The organism is Kineococcus lubricus (assembly GCF_050871965.1).
Classification (GTDB): Bacteria; Actinomycetota; Actinomycetes; order Actinomycetales; family Kineococcaceae; genus Kineococcus.
The window spans coordinates 118,715-137,907 of record NZ_JBJLSK010000015.1; the positions used below are offsets into that span (position 1 = coordinate 118,715).

The 19,193-nt window shown below is 76.5% G+C and carries 20 protein-coding genes and 1 pseudogene; 13 read left to right on the top strand and 8 right to left on the bottom strand.

Translation table 11 applies throughout. The features are described from left to right. Positions 1-47: 47 nt before the first annotated feature. The 6 genes from ACRYRX_RS13340 to ACRYRX_RS13365 all read left to right on the top strand — a co-directional run bounded on the left by ACRYRX_RS13340 (position 48) and on the right by ACRYRX_RS13365 (position 4,922). On the top strand, positions 48-1,259 hold the full coding sequence (locus tag ACRYRX_RS13340) for a PucR family transcriptional regulator (protein ID WP_432512477.1): 1,212 nt from the start codon (positions 48-50) through the stop codon (positions 1,257-1,259). Between the two features lie 193 nt (positions 1,260-1,452). Further along, on the top strand, positions 1,453-2,379 hold the full coding sequence (locus tag ACRYRX_RS13345) for a TerC family protein (RefSeq protein WP_432512521.1): 927 nt from the start codon (positions 1,453-1,455) through the stop codon (positions 2,377-2,379). 154 nt (positions 2,380-2,533) lie between these two features. Then, entirely contained in the window at positions 2,534-2,710 is a 177-nt protein-coding gene (locus ACRYRX_RS13350) for a DUF1059 domain-containing protein (RefSeq protein WP_432512478.1), read from the top strand. Positions 2,711-2,780: 70 nt separating this feature from the next. Continuing rightward, a complete protein-coding gene (locus ACRYRX_RS13355) occupies positions 2,781-3,125 on the top strand; it encodes a hypothetical protein (RefSeq protein ID WP_432512480.1) in 345 nt (114 codons plus the stop codon). Continuing rightward, positions 3,125-3,961 carry a nitroreductase family protein gene (locus tag ACRYRX_RS13360; RefSeq protein ID WP_432512481.1) on the top strand — a complete coding sequence of 279 codons (837 nt, stop codon included), beginning with the start codon at positions 3,125-3,127 and terminating at the stop codon, positions 3,959-3,961. The genes ACRYRX_RS13355 and ACRYRX_RS13360 overlap by 1 nt, the downstream gene beginning before the upstream one ends. Positions 3,962-3,971: 10 nt before the next feature. Further along, positions 3,972-4,922, top strand: coding sequence for a nucleoside hydrolase (locus tag ACRYRX_RS13365; protein WP_432512482.1), 951 nt, complete (start codon positions 3,972-3,974; stop codon positions 4,920-4,922). Between the two features lie 24 nt (positions 4,923-4,946). On the opposite strand, the gene ACRYRX_RS13370 is transcribed toward ACRYRX_RS13365, so the two are convergent. The 3 genes from ACRYRX_RS13370 to ACRYRX_RS13380 form a co-directional block, all read right to left on the bottom strand. Further along, on the bottom strand, positions 4,947-5,495 hold the full coding sequence (locus tag ACRYRX_RS13370) for an SRPBCC family protein (RefSeq protein ID WP_432512484.1): 549 nt from the start codon (positions 5,493-5,495) through the stop codon (positions 4,947-4,949). Beyond that, the gene (locus ACRYRX_RS13375) at positions 5,492-5,812 is read right to left on the bottom strand and encodes an ArsR/SmtB family transcription factor (protein WP_432512486.1); all 321 of its coding nucleotides are present in this window, start codon (positions 5,810-5,812) and stop codon (positions 5,492-5,494) included. Before ACRYRX_RS13375 ends, ACRYRX_RS13370 begins: the two co-directional genes overlap by 4 nt. A gap of 65 nt (positions 5,813-5,877) precedes the next feature. Beyond that, positions 5,878-6,462 (bottom strand): TetR/AcrR family transcriptional regulator, encoded by a 585-nt coding sequence (locus ACRYRX_RS13380; RefSeq protein ID WP_432512488.1) that lies wholly within the window; start codon positions 6,460-6,462, stop codon positions 5,878-5,880. An 86-nt stretch (positions 6,463-6,548) separates the two neighbouring features. On the opposite strand from ACRYRX_RS13380, the gene ACRYRX_RS13385 reads away from it, so the two are divergent. The 3 genes from ACRYRX_RS13385 to ACRYRX_RS13395 are packed head-to-tail and all read left to right on the top strand — an operon-like array spanning position 6,549 to position 8,730. Further along, a complete protein-coding gene (locus tag ACRYRX_RS13385; protein WP_432512490.1) occupies positions 6,549-7,103 on the top strand; it encodes a hypothetical protein in 555 nt (184 codons plus the stop codon). Further along, a complete protein-coding gene (locus ACRYRX_RS13390; RefSeq protein WP_432512492.1) occupies positions 7,100-8,101 on the top strand; it encodes an alpha/beta fold hydrolase in 1,002 nt (333 codons plus the stop codon). Before ACRYRX_RS13385 ends, ACRYRX_RS13390 begins: the two co-directional genes overlap by 4 nt. Positions 8,102-8,160: 59 nt before the next feature. Further along, positions 8,161-8,730: a dihydrofolate reductase family protein gene (locus ACRYRX_RS13395; protein ID WP_432512494.1), complete on the top strand. Its 570-nt coding sequence runs from the start codon at positions 8,161-8,163 to the stop codon at positions 8,728-8,730. A gap of 49 nt (positions 8,731-8,779) precedes the next feature. Here the strand turns inward: ACRYRX_RS13395 and ACRYRX_RS13400 are convergent. From ACRYRX_RS13400 to ACRYRX_RS13415, 4 genes and pseudogenes are all read right to left on the bottom strand, one after another. Next, positions 8,780-9,442 (bottom strand): annotated as a pseudogene (locus tag ACRYRX_RS13400) (phosphatidylserine decarboxylase); the annotation flags it as partial. Positions 9,443-9,454: 12 nt separating this feature from the next. Then, positions 9,455-10,036, bottom strand: a complete 582-nt coding sequence (locus ACRYRX_RS13405) for a phophatidylserine decarboxylase associated domain-containing protein (protein WP_432512495.1) — start codon at positions 10,034-10,036, stop codon at positions 9,455-9,457. Positions 10,037-10,094: 58 nt separating this feature from the next. Continuing rightward, positions 10,095-10,757, bottom strand: coding sequence for a CE1759 family FMN reductase (locus ACRYRX_RS13410; RefSeq protein ID WP_432512496.1), 663 nt, complete (start codon positions 10,755-10,757; stop codon positions 10,095-10,097). After that, the gene (locus ACRYRX_RS13415) at positions 10,754-11,917 is read right to left on the bottom strand and encodes an LLM class flavin-dependent oxidoreductase (protein ID WP_432512498.1); all 1,164 of its coding nucleotides are present in this window, start codon (positions 11,915-11,917) and stop codon (positions 10,754-10,756) included. Before ACRYRX_RS13415 ends, ACRYRX_RS13410 begins: the two co-directional genes overlap by 4 nt. Positions 11,918-12,199: 282 nt before the next feature. Between ACRYRX_RS13415 and ACRYRX_RS13420 the strand changes: the two genes are divergently transcribed. The 4 genes from ACRYRX_RS13420 to ACRYRX_RS13435 all read left to right on the top strand — a co-directional run bounded on the left by ACRYRX_RS13420 (position 12,200) and on the right by ACRYRX_RS13435 (position 17,409). Further along, complete coding sequence (locus ACRYRX_RS13420; RefSeq protein WP_432512499.1) at positions 12,200-12,799, top strand: MmyB family transcriptional regulator; 600 nt, start codon at positions 12,200-12,202, stop codon at positions 12,797-12,799. Continuing rightward, positions 12,796-13,647, top strand: a complete 852-nt coding sequence (locus ACRYRX_RS13425) for an NmrA family NAD(P)-binding protein (protein ID WP_432512501.1) — start codon at positions 12,796-12,798, stop codon at positions 13,645-13,647. Before ACRYRX_RS13420 ends, ACRYRX_RS13425 begins: the two co-directional genes overlap by 4 nt. A 91-nt stretch (positions 13,648-13,738) precedes the next feature. After that, positions 13,739-14,575, top strand: a complete 837-nt coding sequence (locus tag ACRYRX_RS13430; RefSeq protein ID WP_432512503.1) for a helix-turn-helix domain-containing protein — start codon at positions 13,739-13,741, stop codon at positions 14,573-14,575. Positions 14,576-14,688: 113 nt separating this feature from the next. Beyond that, entirely contained in the window at positions 14,689-17,409 is a 2,721-nt protein-coding gene (locus ACRYRX_RS13435; RefSeq protein WP_432512505.1) for a LuxR C-terminal-related transcriptional regulator, read from the top strand. A gap of 28 nt (positions 17,410-17,437) precedes the next feature. Here ACRYRX_RS13435 and ACRYRX_RS13440 read toward each other — a convergent pair whose 3' ends face one another. Then, positions 17,438-19,069 carry a helix-turn-helix transcriptional regulator gene (locus ACRYRX_RS13440; RefSeq protein ID WP_432512507.1) on the bottom strand — a complete coding sequence of 544 codons (1,632 nt, stop codon included), beginning with the start codon at positions 19,067-19,069 and terminating at the stop codon, positions 17,438-17,440. Between the last annotated feature and the right edge of the window lie 124 nt (positions 19,070-19,193).

The following is a 19,193-nucleotide window of genomic DNA, read 5'->3' on the forward strand; positions in this document are numbered from 1 at the left end:
CTCCCCGTCCCGCCGCGGGGCAGCGGGTGCGGTGGCATCATCCGCCGGTGTCCACCCCCCGCCCCGCCGCCGGACCCGCCGGAGCCCCCGCAGGGGGGGGCCACCCCGACACCGACCGGCTGCGGACCGTCGCCCGGGACGCCTCCAGCGACGCCGGCGGCCTGGACCCCGGCCTCCTGGAGGACTTCCTGGAGGCCGTCTGGCGCGCCGTCGTCGAGGGCCGCCGCCTGTCCCCGGCGCGGATCGCGCGGTACCGCGTCGTCGGGGAGGGCGCAGCCACCGCCGGGGTCGCCCTGCGGGCGCTGCTGGACCTGTACCTGTCCGCGGCCTGGCGGCTGTGGCGGCACCTGCCGCCGGTCGCGCGGGCCGGCGAGCACCCCGAGGGCGTCGTGACGGCCGGCGAGGTGGTGCTGCGGGCCACCGACGACGCCGTCGCGGCCCTCACCGAGGGCTACCAGATCGCCCGCCGCCAGCTGGTGCGCCGCGAGGAGTCCGACCGCCGCGAGTTCGTCGACGACCTGCTCGCCGGCACCGCCGACCTGCCCGGCCTGCTGCGCCGGGCCCCCCGCCACGGCCTGGACCTCACCGGCCCGCACGCCGTGTGCGTCGTGCGGGCCGAGAGCGCCTTCAACGACGGCACCGCCCCGCTGGCCGCCGTCGAGCGGCGGCTGCAGGGCTCCCAGGCCGACGCCGACGCCCTGGTCGCCACCAAGGACGGGGCGCTGGTCGTGGTGTTCGCCGCCCCCGACCGGGCCGCGGTGACCGAGGTCCTCGACCGGGTGCGCGAGGTCCTGGGCCCGCCCGAGCGCACCCGCTGGCGCGCCGGGGTCGGGCGCCCCGGACCGGGCGCGGCGGGCGTCGTGGGTTCCTACGAGCAGGCGCGCCGGGCCCTGGAGCTCGGGGACCGCCTCGGCGGCGGTGACCCGGTCGCCGACGCGACCGACCTGCTGGTCTTCGAGGTGCTGCTGCGCGACCGGGCGGTGGCCACCGACCTCGTCGAGACGACGCTGGGGCCGCTGCGCGAGGGCCGGGGGGGCGCCGCGCCGTTCCTGGACACCCTGGAGGCCTACCTGGCCTCGGGAGGCAACACCACCGAGGCCGCGCGACGATTGCACCTGTCGGTGCGCGCCGTGACCTACCGCCTGGCCCGGGTGCGCGACCTCACCGGGATCGACCCGACCCGCCCCGAGGCCCGCTTCGGGGTCCAGGCCGCCGTGCTGGCCGCCCGTGCCCTGGCCTGGCCTGAGGACGCCACCTGATTGCCAGGTCCCGGCAAGGAAGGGCGCGGAACTCGTCGAGTTCTCGACCCCCCGCTTCCCGCTTCCGGCAGTCACCATGGATGAGGGGCGGCACACCGCCCCGTTCGTCCCTCGAACCCGGGAGCACGCAGTGGACCTGGACCTCAACGTCCCCCTGTGGGCGTGGGTGGCGCTCGGCGCGGTCATCGTCGTCATGTTGGCGGTCGACCTGCTGGCCCACCGCGGCGCCCACGTCATCAAGTTCAAGGAAGCCGCGGCCTGGAGCATCCTCTGGGTCGTCATCGCGCTGGTCTTCGGCGGCATCATCTTCTGGGCCTACGGCGTCGAGGCCGGCACCGCGTACACCACGGCCTGGTTGCTGGAGAAGAGCCTGTCGGTCGACAACCTCTTCGTCTTCGCGCTGATCTTCGCCTACTTCAAGGTGCCCAGGGAGTACCAGCACCGGGTGTTGTTCTTCGGCGTCTTCGGTGCGCTGGTCTTCCGCGGGATCTTCCTCGGCGTCGGTGTCGCGGTCGTCGAGCGCTTCACCTTCGTCCTGTTCATCTTCGGCGCGATCCTGCTGTGGTCGGCGTGGAAGATGCTCAAGGGCGACGACGAGGAGATGGACCCGAGCACCAACATCGGTGTCCGGATGCTGAAGAGGATCGTCCCGCTGAAGGACGAGTACCACGGCCAGAAGTTCTTCATCAAGGAAGCCGGCAAGCGCTACGGCACCCCGCTGCTGGCCGTCGTGGCCGCGATCGAGGCCGCCGACCTGATCTTCGCCGTCGACAGCGTGCCGGCCGTGCTGGCCGTCTCCGACGAGCCGTTCATCGTCTACTCCTCGAACGCCTTCGCGATCTTGGGTCTGCGGGCGCTGTTCTTCCTGCTGTCGGGTCTGCTGGAGCGCTTCCACCTGCTCAGCAAGGCGCTGGCCTTCATCCTGGCCTTCATCGGCGTGAAGCTGTTCTTCCAGGCCGGGCACGAGGTCATCAGCCCCTCGATCCCGCACATCCCGACCTGGATCAGCCTGAGCGTCATCGTGGTCTCCCTGACGCTGGCGATCGTCCTGAGCCTGCGCCGGCCCGCTCCGGTGGAGTCGGCCGAGGAGGACGACCACCAGGGGTCGCCGAAGCACTGACGCAGCACCCCGCAGCACCCCGCGACGCCCGTCCCCGATCCCGGGGGCGGGCGTTGCGCCGTCCGGGTGCGATCGCCGAGCCGGCCTCAGGTCGCCGCGGCGGGGCGTCGAGGACCCCGGTGTGCAGCAGCAGCCCCACGGAGGGAGAGCCAGCGTGAAGACGTTCACCTGCGGCGACGTCGTCGCCGGGTGCCGGGAGGTCTTCACCGCCGCCGACAGCGACGGGATCCTGGCGCAGGTCTCCGGGCACGCCCGGTACGACCACGGCCTGCCGGACGTCCCGGCCGACCTGGTGGGGCAGGTGCTGCTGGCGATCCGCGAGAGCGCCTGACCCGTCCCCGGGCGCGCGGCCCCACCGGGGTCCCGTGCGCACCGGACCCGGGCGTGGTCCACTGTCGCCCGTGCCCGCACGCTCTCCGCTGCTAGTGGCCGCCGCGGGCGGTTACCTCCTGAACTGCGCCCTCGGGGCGGCCGTCGCCGCGCGCGTCCTGGACACCTCGCGGGTGCGGTGGGTGCACCACGGCCTGTACGTGACCACCGCGACCCTGACCGCGGCCGCGGGCCTGGACCTGGCCCGGCGGCGGTCGGGCGCCTTCTGGCGGCTGCTGCCGGTGGCCGCGCCGCTGCTGGCGATCCCGGCGGTGCCGGCGCGGTCGCCCTGGCACCCGGTGCTGGCGGCCACCGCGGCCCCGGCGTACCTGGCAGGGCTGCGCGCGGCGGGGCGTGCACCGGGTGGGGTGCGCTGATGGAGCTGCGGGAGGCCATCGCCGCGCGCCGCACCACCAACGGCCCGTTCCTGCCGGACCCGGTCAGCGCCGAGCACCAGCGGGTCCTGGTGGAGGTCGCGGCCCGGGCCCCGTCGCAGCTGAACAGCCAGCCGTGGCGCTTCGTGCTCGTGGAGTCCCGGGACACGATCGAGGCGGTCGCGGCCATCAGCGGCCGCTCGATGCGCACCGCGATGGGCAACGGCACCTTCTTCGAGCGCTACAAGCGGTACTTCCGGTTCAGCGAGCAGGAGATGGAGCGCACCCGGACCGGGATGTTCTTCGACAAGCTGCCCGCCCCGCTGCGCCCGTTCAGCCGCAGCGTCTTCACCCGGTGGGGGCAGGCGGCGATGAACGTGCTGCGGGTGCCGGCGACGCTGGGGGAGCAGAACCGGCAGCTCGTCGCGGGCTCGCCGCTGCTGCTGGGGGTGATGCTGGACCGCGCCGAGTACCGGCCCGGGGAGCTGTCGGCGTTCTACTCGCTGTTCTCGATGGGCGCGGCGATGGAGAACGTGTGGCTGACGACGACCGAGCTGGGGCTGGGGCTGCAGTTCATCAGCTTCCCCATGGAGGTGCCCGGCGCGTGGGAGGAGATCGTCGACCTGCTCGCGGTGCCCGACGACCTGGAGCTCATGGCCGTCTACCGGGTGGGGTACCTGCCCGAGCAGGCCCGCCGCCCGGTCATCGACTGGACCAGCGCGCAGCGCCGGCACGTGTCGCAGTACGTGTTCCGCGAGACGTGCCGGACCCCGCAGGAGGGCTGGGACGGCGACGGCGGGCCGGGGCGGGGGCCGGGCCCGGCGGGGACCCCGACCTAGACTGCGGGGCGTGAGCGCCCCCCTCTTCCTGGACTGCGACACCGGCATCGACGACGCCATGGCCATCGGGTGGCTGGTCGGCTCCCCGCAGGTCGACCTGGTGGGCGTGTCCACCGTCAGCGGCAACCTCGACGCCGCCGGGGGTGCCCGCAACACCCTCGACCTGCTGGCCCTGCTGGGACGCCCGGACGTCCCGGTGAGCGTCGGCGCGCACGACTTCCTCGACCACCCCTACAGCGGTGGCGCGCCGGAGGTCCACGGCGTCAACGGGATCGGGGAGGTGCAGCTGCCGCGGGCGGCCGCCGAGCCGACGGGGGTGCCGGGAGCGCAGGCGATCGTGGACGCCGCCCGGGCCCACGCGGGGCGGTTGCGGTTGCTGGCCGTGGGGCCGTTCACGAACCTCGCGCTGGCGCTGGACCTGGAACCGCGGCTGCCCGAGCTGGTCGCGCAGGTGACCGTCATGGGTGGGGCGGCGCAGGCCCCGGGGAACGTGTCGGCGGTGGCCGAGGCGAACGTCGCGAACGACCCGCTGGCCGCGCACCGGGTGTTCACGGCGGGTTTCGACCTGACGATGATCGGCCTGGACGTCACGATGCGCCACGTGTTCGAGGAGTCGCACCGTCAGGCGCTGCTGGCCGCCGGGACCCCCGGCGCGGTGGCGATCGCCGGGATGCTGGAGCACTACTTCACCTTCTACGCCCAGCGCTTCGGGCGGCCCTGCGCGGTGCTGCACGACCCGTTGGCGGCGGCCGTGGCCACCGGGGAGCTGGAACCGGCACTGGCCCCGACCGTGCCGGTGGTCGTCGACCACACCGACGGCCCGGGTCGCGGCCAGACGATCGCGGACCTGCGCGACGGCTACCACGGTTTCCCGCGCAGCTACCCCGGCGGGACGCGGGTGGCGCTGGAGGTGCCCGGCGACTTCGCCGGGGCGCTGCTGCGGCGGTTGTCGGCCCTGTGACCGGCCCTGTGACCGGCGCGGGGGTCAGCGGGGCGCGTCGGCGCGGTGGGTCTGGAGGTGCCCGGCGAGCCGGTCGACCGTGACGGTCCAGCCGTCGCGGATGCCCAGGTCGAACCAGTGGGCGACCTGGGCGTCGTCGAGGTGCCCGGGCAGCCGCAGCGTCGCCGTCATCCGGGTTCCCGAACCGTGCGGGGGCAGCGGCTGGAAGGTCACGGTGATCCGCGGGACGGTGTCCGGGTGGGCGGGGTCGAGCTCGGGCCAGCCGCCGGGCGCGCCCCAGCTGAACTCCAGGCGGTGCGGGCGGTCGACGACGTGGTACAGCCCGCCCGTGGCGTAGCGCCGCCCGCCGGGGCCCTCCTGCAGGGTGACCCGCCACAGACCGCCCGGGCGCAGGTCGACGCTCGGACCGGACTGCGCCGCAGGCAGTCCGGAGAACCACTCCAGCTGGTCGGGGTCGGTCCACGCGGCGAAGACCCGCGCGGGTCCGACGGGGTAGTCGCGGACGAGTTCCACGCTGCGCCCCGCGGTGGGTCCGGCGGCGGGGTCGGTGGCGGGGTCGGTGGGTGCGGTCACGGTGTCTCCTTCGACAACTGCTCGGCGAGCCGGTCGAACCGGTCGGTGAAGAAGCGGCGGTAGCCGTCCACCCAGGCGTCGACCTCGCGCAGCGGGTCGGCGACGAGGTGGCACGGCCGCCACTGGGCCTGTCGGGTCTTGACGACCAGGCCGGCCCGTTCCAGCACGGCCAGGTGCCGGGAGATGGCGGGCAGGGTGAGCTCGTGCGGGGCGGCGAGCTCGTTGACGGTGGCCTCGCCCTGGGCCAGCTGCGCCAGCAGGGTGCGGCGGGTGGGGTCGGCGAGCGCCGCGAAGGTGGTGCTGAGCTGGTCGCGCACTTGAGTGCCTCCGCAATTGACGACATCGACAAGTACACGTCGTCGGGGGGCGGGGCGTCAAGGGTTCAGCGCGTCCGCCCCTCGCCGGCCAGGCGGGCCAGGTGTTCGCGCAGCAGTCGCGGGACCCGGTCGCCGGGTGCGCCGGCGGGGGCGCGCACGAGGTGCAGCGCCAGGCCGTCGAGCAGGGCGTGCAGGTGGGCGACGCGGTCCTCGTCCGGCTCGCGGCCGGTGAGCGCCTGCACGACGTGGCGGCAGACGGCGGCGACGTCGTCGTGCGCGGCGTCGGCGACCGGGCGCAGGTCGGCGTCGGCCAGGGCGGCGACGCCGAGGGCGATCTGGACCTCGGCCTCCAGTCGGCGCCCGGCGTCCAGCGGCAGCAGCTCGGCGAGGACGGCGCCGGCGGAGTCGACGTCGGTGACCTCGGCGAGGTCGGCCAGCCGGGCGGTGGCGCGGCGGCGCGCGAGGTCGAGGCAGTAGGCCAGCAGCGAGGCCTGGGTGGGGAAGGCGCGGCGCAGCGAGGCGGTGGCCAGGCCGGCCTCGGCGGCGACGCTGCGCACGGACACCCCGCGCACCCCGTCGCGGGCCGCGACCCGCCAGGCGGCTTCGGCGACCTCGACCTCCCGGGCGGCGTGGTCGATGAGCTTGGGCACCCCGTGACCCTACCCCGGACGTAGCACGACCGTGTTAGCTTGTTTGTGAACACAGTCGTGTTCAAACATTGATCGACGGAGGTCCCGTGCTGCTGCTCATCGTCGGCTGCGAAGTCGCGTTCTGGGTGCTCGTCGTCGCCGGGCTGCTGGCCCGCTACCCGCTGCGCGCCCCCCGCGCGGGCGGTGCCCTGCTGGCGGCGGTGCCGCTGGTCGACCTGGTCCTGCTCGTCGCGACGGCCCTGCACCTGCGCGCCGGGGCCGAGGCGACACCGGCGCACGCCCTGGCCGCCATCTACCTCGGCTTCACCCTCGCCTACGGCCGCCGCCTGGTGGCCTGGGCGGACGTCCGGTTCGCCCACCGCTTCGCCGGGGGACCGGCCCCGGCCCGCCTGCACGGCCGGGCCCACACCCGCCGCTGCTGGGGTGACGTGCTGCGCACCCTGCTGTCCGCCCTCGTCGCCGCCGGCCTGCTGGCCGCCGGACAGCACTGGATCGGCGACCCCGCCCGCACCGCGGCCCTCGACCGGTTCCTCCCGCTGCTGGGCGTGGTGTGCGCCGTCGAGCTGGTCTGGGCGGTCTCGTACACGCTCTGGCCGAAGACCGCTCCGCGCCCGGCCGCGCCCGCCGGGCGGTGGTCGTGACCCCGGGGCGGCGCACCGCGCTGCGGCTGGCCCTGGTGGCGCCGGCCCTGGTGGCCGGGGGCGCGGCCGGGGGTGCGGCCGGCGAGCAGCTGGCCCGCTGGAGCGGACGCCCACCGGCTCCGGCCGGGAGCACGACCGTCGACGTCGGAACCGCCGTGCTGCACCTGGTGCGTCGCCCCGGGAGCGGGCCGACCGTCGTCCTGGAGGCCGGCAGCGGGGAGACCAGCGCCTCCTTCGCCCGCGTCCTGCAGCACTGGGACCTCCCGGCCGCCGTCGTGGCCGCCGACCGCGCCGGGTACGGGCGCAGCGGTCCCTCCACCCTGCCGCGCACCGGCGCCGCCGTCGTGCGTGAACTGCGCGAGGCGTTGCGCCGCAGTGGTTCCGAACCGCCGTACGTCCTCGTCGGGCACTCGATGGGCGGGTTGTTCGTCCGGGAGTTCGCCCTAGAGCACCCCGGCGAGGTCGCCGGCCTGGTGCTCGTGGACGCCCGCCCCGAGGACGACGCCCGCCGCACCGCGGACCTGCTGCGCACCGCCGGCGTCCCCGCCCAGCCGTCCTGGCAGCTGCTCGCGCTGCTCGCCCGGACGGGGGTGCTGCGGACGCTGGCGCCGACCCTGCTGGGCGCCGCCGTCCCCGTCGAGGCGCGGGCCGAGTTCCTCGACGTCACCGCCACCGGCGCCTGCTTCCGCGCCCGCGAGCAGGAGGCGGCCGCCGTCGGTGCCACCGAGGACCGGGTGCGCGGGCAGGTCCTCGGCGACCTGCCCGTCGCGGTCGTCGCCCGCGGTCTGGCCCAGGACTACGCCGCCGCCGGGATCGACGCCGGCACCGGGCGGCGGCTGGAGGAGGTCTGGCAGGACGGGCAGCGACGGCTGCTGGACCTGTCCACCCGCACCCGCTTCCGCGTCGCGGCCGGCAGCGGGCACCTCGTGCCCCGCGAACAGCCCGCCGCCGTGCTCGACGCCGTGCGCTGGGTCCTCGCGCAGATCGGGCGGGGGTGATCCTTGCCCCGCACCGCCGCCGCCGGGCAGGCTGGGGACCCCGTCCCCCTGGAGGAACCGTGGGCACGTTGATCTACGCCGCCAACACCTCCCTCGACGGGTTCGTCGAGGACGGGTCCGGGTCCTTCGACTGGTCGGTGCCCGACGAGGAGGTCCACGCCTTCTGGAACGAGCACGAGCAGCACATCGGCACCTCCCTGTACGGCCGCCGGATGTACGAGACGATGCGCGTGTGGGAGGACGACGACTGGCTGCGGGACGAACCCGCCGTCGTGCGTGAGTACGCGCGGATCTGGCGGGCCGCGGACAAGGTCGTCCACTCCACCACGCTGCCGGACGTGTCGACGGCGCGGACCCGGCTCGAGCGCACCTTCGACCCCGGCGCGGTGCGGCGCCTGAAGGAGACGTCCACCGCCGACCTGAGCGTCGGTGGCGCGGCGCTGGGGGCCGAGGCGTTCGCGCACGGGCTGGTCGACGAGTGCGTCCTGGTCGTGCACCCCGTGGTGGTGGGCGGTGGCAGACCCGCGCTGCCGCGAGGGGTGCGCCTGCACCTGGAACTGCTGGAACAGCGGGGGTTCGGCAACGGCGCGGTCCTGCTGCGGTACGCGGTGCGCGGCCCGGCGCGCTGAACCCCCGCACGCTGAACCCCCGCGCGCCGGGACCCCCGCGCCGGTCCGCTCAGCGCGTGGTGATGATCCGGCTGCCGACCAGGACGAGGGGTTCGCCGTCGCCGTGCACCCGGGGGACCGCGTGCAGCGCGACGTCCCGGACCACGCCGGGCTCGAACACCAGGCAGTACGTGGAACCCCCGAACTGGAAACGTCCCAGTTCGTCCCCCTTGGCCACGTGGGTCCCCGGGCGCAGGTCCTCCCGGATCAGGCAGGACGACACGTCGGCCATGCCCACCGGCACGAACGCCACCAGCCCGATCCGCGGGTCGTCGGCGCGCAGCACGAACACGGCGCGGGCCGCGACGTGCGCCAGGTAGCCCTGCGACTCCTGCGGTTCCCCGGCCTGCGGACCTTCGGAGTCGGCCTCGGAGTAGTAGGTGCCCGGGACCGGGAAGGCCCGGACGATCGTTCCCGAGACCGGGGAGTGCCAGCGGTGGTAGTTCGTCGCGCTGAGGAACGCCTGGTAGACGGTGCCCCCGACGAACCCCTCGACCGACTCGTCCCCGGCCAACAGGTCCTGCAGCGAGTACGGCTGGCTCTTCACCCAGAACCGGTCCGTGCGCTCGACCTCGGTCGCGAGGCCGTACGGGGTGGCCTCGCACGGGGCCACGACCACCGTGTCGTCGTCGGGATCGGCGGTGGGACGCTGCCCCGGTCGGAACCGGCGGGTGAAGAAGTCGTTCTACGAGCTGAAACCCCAGTCCTCGGCGTCGGGGTCGTGCTCGAACTGGTCCATGCCGACCGCGGCGCGGGCCGCCTCGCTGCGCCAGCCGGTGGGCGAGTCGTTCAGCACGTACAGCGACTCGCGGCTGGTGAGGAAGTCGCACCAGGCGCGCAGGTAGGCGGCGATCAGCTCGTTGACCTCCGGGTCGCGGAAGGCCGCGAAACCCGACGGCGTGCTCACGGCCCAGTCCAGGACGGCCTCGACCGGGGTCATCACCGTGGAGTCCTCGCTGAACTCCGGGGCCCTGGTGAGGAGCTCGTCCAGCAGGCGCAGCAGGTGGTCGACGTCGCGCACGTGCCGCCGGCGGTACGGCTTGGACTGCGGCTCCTCGGCCAGCATCCGTTCGAACCGCATGCGCAGCAACGCGTCCGCGTCGATCCGCCGGCCCATCTCGACGATCACGGGGTGCCGTTCGGCGTCCTGCGGACGGGCGTCGACCCGCTCGACCAGACGCTCCAGCCACTTCTCCAGCCCCTCCAGGTCGCCGGGCAGCCACCCGGCGCGGCGGCGCGCGTCCACGAACTGCGGTGCATCGGTCACAGGCACCGATGCAACCCCACGATCGGCCCGGCCGCGCGTCGAGGGCCCGGCCCGCCGGTCAGGGCCGCCCGGCCAGCAGCTGCTCGAACGAGGTGACCGGTGCCGGCAGCGCGTCGGTCCCGGCCGGGCGCGGGGCGCGGGTGCGCACCAGCGCCGCGAGTTCACCACCGGCCCGCAGCACCCGCCGGGCCAGGGCCGTCTGCGCGTCACCGGCGCCGAAGTCCTCGGTGGCGCCGAAGACCCCGGTGGGTACGGTCAGCGTCCTGAGGTGGGCGAACAGGGGACGCAGGGCGTGCTCGAGGGCCAGGGAGTGCCGGGCGGTCCCGGCCGTCGCGCCCAGCAGCACCGGGGTCCCCGCCAGCGCCCCCTCCTCCAGGACGTCGAAGAACGACTTGAACGACCCGCTGTACGAACCGGTGAAGACGGGCGAGACCGCGACGACCCCGTCCGCGCCGGCGACCGCGTCCAGCGCGGCCCGCAGCGCCGGGGACGCGAAACCCGTGGCCAGCGCGTCGACGAGGGCGTGGGCGTGCTCGCGCACCTCGACCACCGTGACGTCGACCTCGGTGCCGCCCTCCCGCAGCGCCTGCACGGTGGCCGCGCCGAGCCGGTCGGCCAGCAGGCGGGTGCTGGAGGGCTGGCGCAGGCCCGCGGAGACCACGACCAGGGACCGCCGCCCCCCGCCGCCGGGCAGCGGTTCGAGGATCGGGCCGGCGCTCACGCCTGCCCCTGCGGCTCGAGCACCGGGTCGGCCTCGGCGCGGCGGCCGGTCACCGCGTCCACCGCGTGGACGGTGCCGTCGTGCGCGCCGCCGGCGGCCGCGACCAGCGAGGCGTGGGTGGGGGCGTCGGGCACGTGCGCCGGGCGCCCCGCGGCCATCTCCCGCCGCAGGACCGGCACGATCTGCCCGCCGAGGACCTCGATCTGCTCCAGCACCGTGGACAGCGGCAACCCGGCGTGGTCGATGAGGAACAACTGCCGCTGGTAGTGCCCGACGTGCTCGCGCATCCCGGCGTAGCGCTCGATCACCTGCTGGGGGCTGCCCACGGTCAGCGGCGTGGCCTCGGTGAACTCCTCCAGGGAGGGGCCGTGGCCGTAGACGGGGGCGACGTCGAAGTAGGGGCGGAACTCGCGCACGGCGTCCTGGGACCTCTCGCGGGCGAAGAACTGCCCCCCGAGACCGACGATCGCGGTGTCGGCCGGGCCGTGACCGTAGTGCTCGAAACGTTCGCGGTACCGCTGGACCATCTGCCGGGTGTGGGTGACCGGCCAGAAGATGTTGTTGTGGAAGAAACCGTCGCCGTAGTAGGCGGCCTGCTCGGCGATCTCGGGGGTCCGGATGGACCCGTGCCACACGAACGGCGCCACCCCGTCCAGCGGCCGGGGCGTGGAGGTGAAGGACTGCAGGGCGGTGCGGAAGCGCCCCGAGAAGTCCACGACGTCCTCCCGCCACAACCGGTGCAGCAGTTCGTAGTTCTCCACCGCCAGCGGGACGCCGTCGCGGATGTCCTTGCCGAACCACGGGTAGACCGGCCCGGTGTTGCCGCGGCCCATCATCAGGTCCACGCGGCCGTCGGCGAGGTGCTGCAGCATCGCGTAGTCCTCGGCGATCCTCACCGGGTCGTTCGTCGTGATCAGCGTGGTCGCCGTGGACAGGACGATCCGCTCGGTCAGGGCGGCGATGTGCCCCAGCAGCGTCGTGGGGGAGGAGGGCACGAAGGGCGGGTTGTGGTGCTCGCCGGTGGCGAAGACGTCCAGACCGACCTCCTCCACCTTGCGGGCGATGGCGACCTGGGCCTTGATGCGCTCGTTCTCGCTCGGCAGGTGCCCGGTGGTGGGGTCGAGGGTGACGTCCCCGACGCTGAAGACTCCGAACTGCACGGTGTGCTCCGGTTCCCGAACGGCCTGAGCCGGTCGTCGTGGGCGGTGGGTCCCCGGTGGGGATCGACGGTAGGTCGGCTCCCGCGTCGGGACGTTCCCCTCCGGACGTCCCCGCGCGGCACCGCGGACGAGTCGCGCGGTGGGCCTCCCGGCCCGCGCCGCGGGATCCGCCGCGCAGGACCGGTGTCGGCATCCTGCCGGACGCCGACGGCCACGCCGGTCCACCAGCCTGACCCTCGGGAGGTCTGGCTGCCGTCCGGGCCGCCGCCCTAGCCTCACGGCGTGCAGTGGGGGAGCGGACGTCCGGCAGCCGGCGATCCAGCGGCGGCGACCGCCCACTGCGAACGGCTGGTCTCCTGCCTGCCGGGCGTCCCGGCCGTCGTGCGCGACCGGTACCTCGACGTGCGGGCCTCCAACGAGGTGGCGCGCCGGCTCTCCGGGGCGTTCGAACCGGGGGTGAACATCGCCCGGTTCACGTTCCTGAACCCCATCGTGCGGCTGTCCACGACGGTGTGGGAGGACGTCGCCGCGATGGTCGCCGGGTCGTTGCGCCGCTCCCTGGAGGAGCACCTGGAGGACGGCGGGTTCCGCGCCCTGGTCGGGGAGCTGGCCGCCCGCAGCGACGCCTTCACCCGCGTCTGGGCGGCCGACCCCGCCGCGGGGGCGGGGACCGGAGCCTTCGACCTCGACCACCCCGTGGTCGGGCCCCTGCACCTGAGGTTCCAGGACCTGGCGGTCGTCGGGGCCGAGGCCGGGACGGTGATGACCCTCTGGTACCCCACCGACCCCGCCTCGGCCCGGCGCCTGGAGCGGCTGGCCGCCGACACCGACCCCGGCGGACGACCGGTCCGCCGGCACCACGAGGGAGGACCACGACGATGAGCACGCTGGTGCTGGGCGCGACCGGGAGCCAGGGCGGGGCCGTGGCCACCGCCCTGCTGGAGCAGGGCGCGGCGGTGCGGGCCCTGGTGCGCGACCCCGCCTCCGCCCGGGCCCGGGCCCTGGCCGCGCGCGGGGTCGACCTCGTGGCCGGTGACCTCACCGACGTCCCGTCCCTGACCGCGGCCATGACGGGGGCCGAGGCGGCGTTCGCGGTCACCACGCCCTTCGAGGAGGGCCCCGCGGCCGAGATCGCCCAGGGACGCGCGGTCGTGGCCGCGGCGGCCGCCGCGCGGCTGCCGCACCTGGTGCTCTCCTCGGTCGCCTCGGCCACCGCCGGCACCGGGGTGCCGCACTTCGAGACCAAGGCGGTCATCGAGGCCGACCTGGCCGCCAGCGGGCTGCCGGCCACCGTCGTGGCCCCGGCGTACTTCATGGAGAACGCCCTGGGCGGCCTGCAGGACGTCCTCGACGGCCGCCTGCTGCTGCCCCTGCCGGCGGACCGGCCCCTGCAGCAGCTGGCCCGCGCCGACTTCGGGCGCCTGGTCGCCCGGGTGCTGGCCGACCCGCCGGGCTTCCGGGGGCAGCGGATCGAGGTCGCCTCCGACGCGCCCACCCCGCAGGCGATGGCGGCCGCGTTCAGCGCCGCGCTGGGCCGGCCGGTGCTGGCGCAGGAGGTGCCCTTCGACGAGGACGCCCCCGGCGACATGCCGGCGATGTGGCGCTTCCTGCGCCACCGCGGCTACGCCGTCGACCTGCCCGCCCTGCACCGCCGCTTCGACATCGGCTGGACCGGTTTCGACCGCTGGGCCCGCAGCACGGTCGAGCGGTTGCGGCGCACCGGCGGCTGAGCCTCCCCGGGCCCGCGAGTGCAGTCATCTGGCTGACGCCGGCCCACCCCCCGGCCCGCCAGCATGGAGCTCCACGAACGGGAGGTGACAGGTGGGCAGCCACGGCAACGACCTGGGCAGGTTCCTGCGCGCCCGGCGCGACGCCCTGCAACCGGAGGACGTCGGCCTGCGCCGCGAACCGGGGCGCAGGGTCCCCGGGCTGCGGCGCGAGGAGGTCGCGCGGCTGGCGGACATCAGTTCCGAGTACTACCTGAGGCTGGAGCAGGGGCACGACCACCAGCCCTCCGGGCAGGTCCTGACCGCCCTGAGCCGGGCCCTGCGCCTGGACGAGGCCGGGGCGGACTACCTCTACCGCCTCGCCCACCCCTTCCGCCGCCCGGCGGTGGTCCCGCGACCGCGCGCCCCCCTCGGCGAGGACCTCGAGCCGATCGTCTCGGCGGTCCGCGGCGCACCGGCGATCCTCGTCGACGCCACCAAGGACGTCGTCGCCAGCAACCGGCTCGCCCGCTCGGTGGCGGCGTGGCTGCGCCCGGGACGCAACATCGTCCTGGACACCTTCGACCCGCTCGTCAAGAGCACCATGCCCGGCTGGGAGGCCCACGCCCGGTCCGTGGTGGCCTCCCTGCGGCTGACCGCCGACGTCCGCGACGTCCGCCTGCAGGAGATCGTCGGGACCCTCTCGGTCCGCGACGAGGACTTCCGCCGGTGGTGGAGCACCCACGAGGTCCACGCCGACCGCCGGGGCACGCTCCCCGTGCACGTCGACGGGGCCGGGGTGGTGACGCTGCGCTGGCAGGAGTTCAGCCTGCCCGACCAGCCCGGGTACGCCCTCATCGTGCTCGGCCCCGCCGACGCCGAGGCCGAACGGGCGCTGGACGTCGTGCACCGCCGGGACCTGTCCCGCGACGACCTCGTGGCGCACGGCTGATTGCGGAAACCCTCTCCCGCAACGGTTGTCGCGACCACCGCGACCCGTCCCGCCCGCGCGGTGCCATAATCGCCGCTCAGCGAGCGGGAGGCGGGGTGCGCGTGGGAGGGCCGGTGGCGCCGACTCACCCCGCCGCACCCGCCGGTCCCCCGCCGCTGCGGGGCCGCGACCGCGAACTGGCCCGGATCGCCTCGATCCTCACCGACGGCGGCGACCCCCTGGTCGTGGGACCGCGCGGCAGCGGCCGCACCGCGGTGCTGCACGCCGCGCTCCAGCCGCACCGCGACCGCGGCGAGCTCGTCGTGCCGCTGGTCGCGCTGCGCCCCGACGCCACCGTCCCGCTGGCCCTCGTCGTCCAGCTCGTGAGCCGGTTGCCGAGCGCCGCCCGCACCCACCCCGCCACCCGTGCCGCCACCGCCCTGCACCGGGCGCTGGAGCGGCTGGTGGACCGCGCCCACGACCTGGCGGGCGGGCCGGGGGGCGACGCCGACCACCGCACCCTGACCCGGGACGTCGTGGACGTCGTGGCGGAGCTGGGCCGGGCGGTGCCCGCCGTCCTGGCCGTCGACGACCTCGACCACGCCGACCCCGGCTCCCGCGACGTCGTGGCGGCGGTGGCCGCGGCGCGCGCCGCCACCGGCGTGCCCGTGCTGGCCACGGCGGAACCGGCGGAACCGGCGGAACCGGCGACACCGGTCGCCGCCGCGTGGACGCCCGTGCCGCTGCCGGCCCTGTCGCGCCGGGCGGCCGGGGAGGTGCTCGACGGCCTGGGGGTCGCCCCCGACCCGGGCGTGCGGGCCCCGCTGCTGCGGTTCGCCGCGGGCAACCCGCTCGTGCTGGTGGAACTGGCCCGCCGCAACGCGCTGGACGACGCGGGCACCTCCGCGGCGGGCGGCCCGGGCCGGGGACCGCACGTCGGCCGCGGCACGCGCATCACCCACCCCCGCACCACGGTGCGCCTGCGGGACGCCTTCACCGCGGGCCTGCGGGACCTGCCGGGCGCCACCCGGCGGGCGCTCGTCCTGCTGGCGCTGGCGGGGGAGAGCGAGCAGCGCGCGGTGGTCCGGGCCGCCCGGCGGTCCGAACCCGGCACCGTGTGGGAGCCGGCGGCGCGGGCGGGGGTCCTGCACCGCGACGGGCCCGGTTTCGCCCACCCCGTCGGTGCACTGGCGGTCCTGGAGGACTCCACCCTGCACCAGCGCGTCACCGCCCACCGGGCCCTGGCCGCCGCCCTGCCCGCCGGGCACCCCGCGCGGGCCTGGCACGCCGCCCGCGCCGGCGGTCCCGCCGACCCGGCCGCGGCCGCGGGGCTGGCCGCGGAACTGGCCGGCACCGCCGGCCGGCTCGCCGTCGCCGGCGCCCCCGGGGCCGCGGCGCACGTCCTGACCGTCGCCGCCGGCGTCGACGACGACCGGCGACGCTCCCACCACCTCGTGCAGGCGGCGCGCCTGGCCCGGGCCGCGGGGGACCCGCGGTGGTCCGAGCGCCTGTCCGCCGCGGCGGCCACCAGTCAGCTCAGCGCCGACGGGACGCCTTCGGCGGGTGACCTCGACGCCCTGCTCAAGGTCGCCGGGGAGGCCTGGGTCAGCGGGGACCCGGCGGTGCTGGGCCGGGCCCACCGCCTCCTCGACGGCGCCGCCACCGCGACCCCCGCCCACGCGGCCGTCCGCGCCTGGGGCCGGCACCTCCTGGACCCCGTGGGGCGGGCGGCGTCGATCGCCGCCGCGCTGGCGGGCGGGACCGACCTGCTGGCCGCCCTGCGGTCCACGCCGATCTCCGAGGCGGCCGCGCTGGGCGGGCTGGCCCTGGTCACCGACGAGGCCGAGCGGGCCGCCCGGCTGTACGCCGAAGCGCTGCGCCGGTCGCCGCGGGCGGTCCCCGGCGAGGGTGGCGGGATCCCCGAGCTGCTGGTCCTGGCGCTCATCGAGACCGGCCGCTGGGACGAGGCCGCCGCCCGGACCGCCCGGTCCCTGCGGGAGGCCCCGGCCGGGACCCGGCCCAGCAGCCTGACCTCCCGGGCCGTCCTGGCGCTGCTGCGCGCCGAGGACGACGCCGACGCGCACGTGCTGGCCGCCGCGCGGCTGCTGTCGCCCGCCGCGTCCGGCCTGCACCTGGCGCGCCTGCTGTTCGCCCGCGGGCTGGCCGCCGCCGCCGCCGGGGAGCACCGCCTCGCGGCGCGGTTCCTGGCCCAGCTGTGGCGTCCGGACGGCGAACCGCTGCACCCGATGGTCTGCGGCCTGGCCACCGCCGACGCCGTCGCCGCGCACCTGGCCGGCGGGGAACCCGACCGGGCCCGCGCCCTCCTGACCCGCGCCCGGGCCCGTCCCGACGTCCCGTCCGCCCGCCGGGGGTTCGTCCTGCACCGGGCCGGTGCGCTGCTGAGCGAGGACCCGGTGGAGCTCCACGCCCTCGCCCTGGCCCCGGGCAGCGAGCGGTGGCCGCTGGCCCACGCGCAGACCCTGCTCGAACAGGGCGAGTGGTTGCGCCGCCACCAGCGGCGGGCGCAGGCCCGGGTTCCGCTGCGCGCCGCCGTGAGCACGTTCGAGCGCCTCGGCGCCGTCGCCTGGGCCCACCGCGCCCGTCAGGAACTGGCCGCCACCGGTCCCGCGGACGAGGCCGGGGACCGGCGGGCGCCCGGAGCGGGCGCCGGGCCGCTCACCTCCCGACAGCAGGCGGTGGCCGAGCTGGCGGCCGCCGGCCTGACCAACCCGCAGATCGCCGAGCGGCTGCGGATCTCCTCGCGGACCGTGCAGACGCACCTGGCCCACGCGTTCCGGGCGCTGGGGGTCCAGCGACGCGCGCAGCTGGCCGAGCAGCTGCGGCACCGGGCCTGAACCCCGCGGGTGCCGGGCGGGGCGGGCCTCACGGCCCGGCGGCCCCGTCCAGGAGCGCGGCCAGCTGGCCGCGGTTGCTGATGCCCAGCTTCGGGAACGACCGGTACAGGTGGGACCCGACGGTGCGGGGGGACAGGTAGAGCCGCTCCCCGATGTCGCGGTTGGACAGGCCCGCGGCGGCCAGGCGGGCGATCTGCTCCTGCTGCGGGGTCAGGGCCGCCAGCACGTCGTCGGCGACGGGCCGCACCTGGACGCCGGTGGCGCGCAGCAACCGGCGCGCCCGCCCGCCCCACCCGGCGGCGCCGACCCGGGTGAACGCCTCCAGCGCGGCGGCGGCGGTCTCCTGCGCCCCGGGCAGGTGCGCACCGTGCTGCAGCTCGGCCAGTTCCAGCAGCAGCACCGCCTGCTCCAGCGGCCAGGCGGCGGCGTGCGGGGACCACGCCTGGTCCCCGAGCCGGGTCGCGGCCTCCTCCGCGTCCGGGGCGAGCAGGGCCTCGGCCGCGGCCAGGCGCAGCTGCTGCCGGGCGGTGCGCCAGCGCCCCTCCCTCGGGGCGCGCACCTGCTCGAGGAGTTCGCGTGCCTCGTCGGACCGCCCGGTGCGCCGCGCCGCGGCGGCCAGGTCGGGCAGGGCCAGCAGCCCGTGCGGCTGCGGCACCGCGCCCCCTGCCGCCCCGGGTCCACCGCCCGGGGTGAGGGCGGTGCTCAGCAGCGCGAAGGCGTCCTCGTGCTCGTCGTCGGCGGCCGCGGCCAGCGCCTGCGCCCACCGCAGGCGCAGGTGCGCCAGCGGCACCAGCGCCACCTCGTGGCGCAGCTGCTCCAGCACGGCGCCCGCCCCCCGGCGGTGCCCGCGCAGCAGCTCCAGCACGGCGAGCTGCGCGTGGGCGATGGCGCGCAGCCCGGGGATGTCGTTGACCCGGGTGGCTTCCAGGTTGGCCACCGCCACGCTCGAGGCCCGGTCCCAGCGCCCGAGGTCGATCAGCGCCCACACCAGGGCGTTGGGGGCGCTGAGGTAGATCGTCGGGGCCTGCCCGCTCAGGACCGCCTGCACCGGGGGGTCCAGCAGGTCGACGGCCAGGGCCTGCTCGTCCAGCAGCGAGGCCGCCGCCCCCAGCTGGGCCGCGGCGTCGCCACGCCCGCCGTGCCGGCGGTGCTCGAACGCGGCCGTCAGCACGGCCGCGCGGACCTGCTCGTCGGGGTCGCTCACCGTGCGCGCGAACAGGAAGGACGTGCTGCCCGTCAGCGCCTGCCCCCACCGGGCGGCCGCGCGCGGCAGCAGGTCGGCGGTGGCCCGCTGGGAGGCGGGGTCACCCAGGTAGGTGGCCGACAGCCCGACCGAGGCGATCGCCGAGCTCACCGCCGCGCTGTCCACGCCGGGCACCTGCGCGGGCTCCTGCACCGGTTCGGCCGCCAGCCGGTCCAGCTCCCGCAGCAGGACCTCCAGGGTGGCGCGGGGGTTGCCACCCATCGTCTCCAGCCAGGCGGCCATGTGCGGGGCCCGCAGGTCGCGGTGCTCCCCGTCGCCGGTGTCGCGGACGCGGCCCAGCAGTTCCCGCACCCAGGCCAGGCGCCCCAGGCCGGCGGCCGTCACCGTCGCGTCCAGCAGCCGTCGCACCCGCCCCCCGGTGGTCCCCGACAGCTCCGCGGCCCGCTCGAACAGCACCGCCGCGGGGGGGGGGGGGGGGGGGGGGGGGGGGGGGGGGGGGGGGGGGGGGGGGGGGGGGGGGGGGGGGGGGGGGGTGGGGGGGGGGGGGGGGGGGCGCGGGTCGCAGGCGCTGCCGGGGGCG

What these genes read in the sequence shown, in the direction of transcription:
- ACRYRX_RS13345 (WP_432512521.1), top strand. Translation starts at nt 1,453, where the DNA reads ATGTTGGCGGTCGACCTGCTGGCCCACCGCGGCGCCCACGTCATCAAG.
- ACRYRX_RS13360 (WP_432512481.1), top strand. Translation starts at nt 3,125, where the DNA reads ATGGAGCTGCGGGAGGCCATCGCCGCGCGCCGCACCACCAACGGCCCG.
- ACRYRX_RS13425 (WP_432512501.1), top strand. Translation starts at nt 12,796, where the DNA reads ATGAGCACGCTGGTGCTGGGCGCGACCGGGAGCCAGGGCGGGGCCGTG.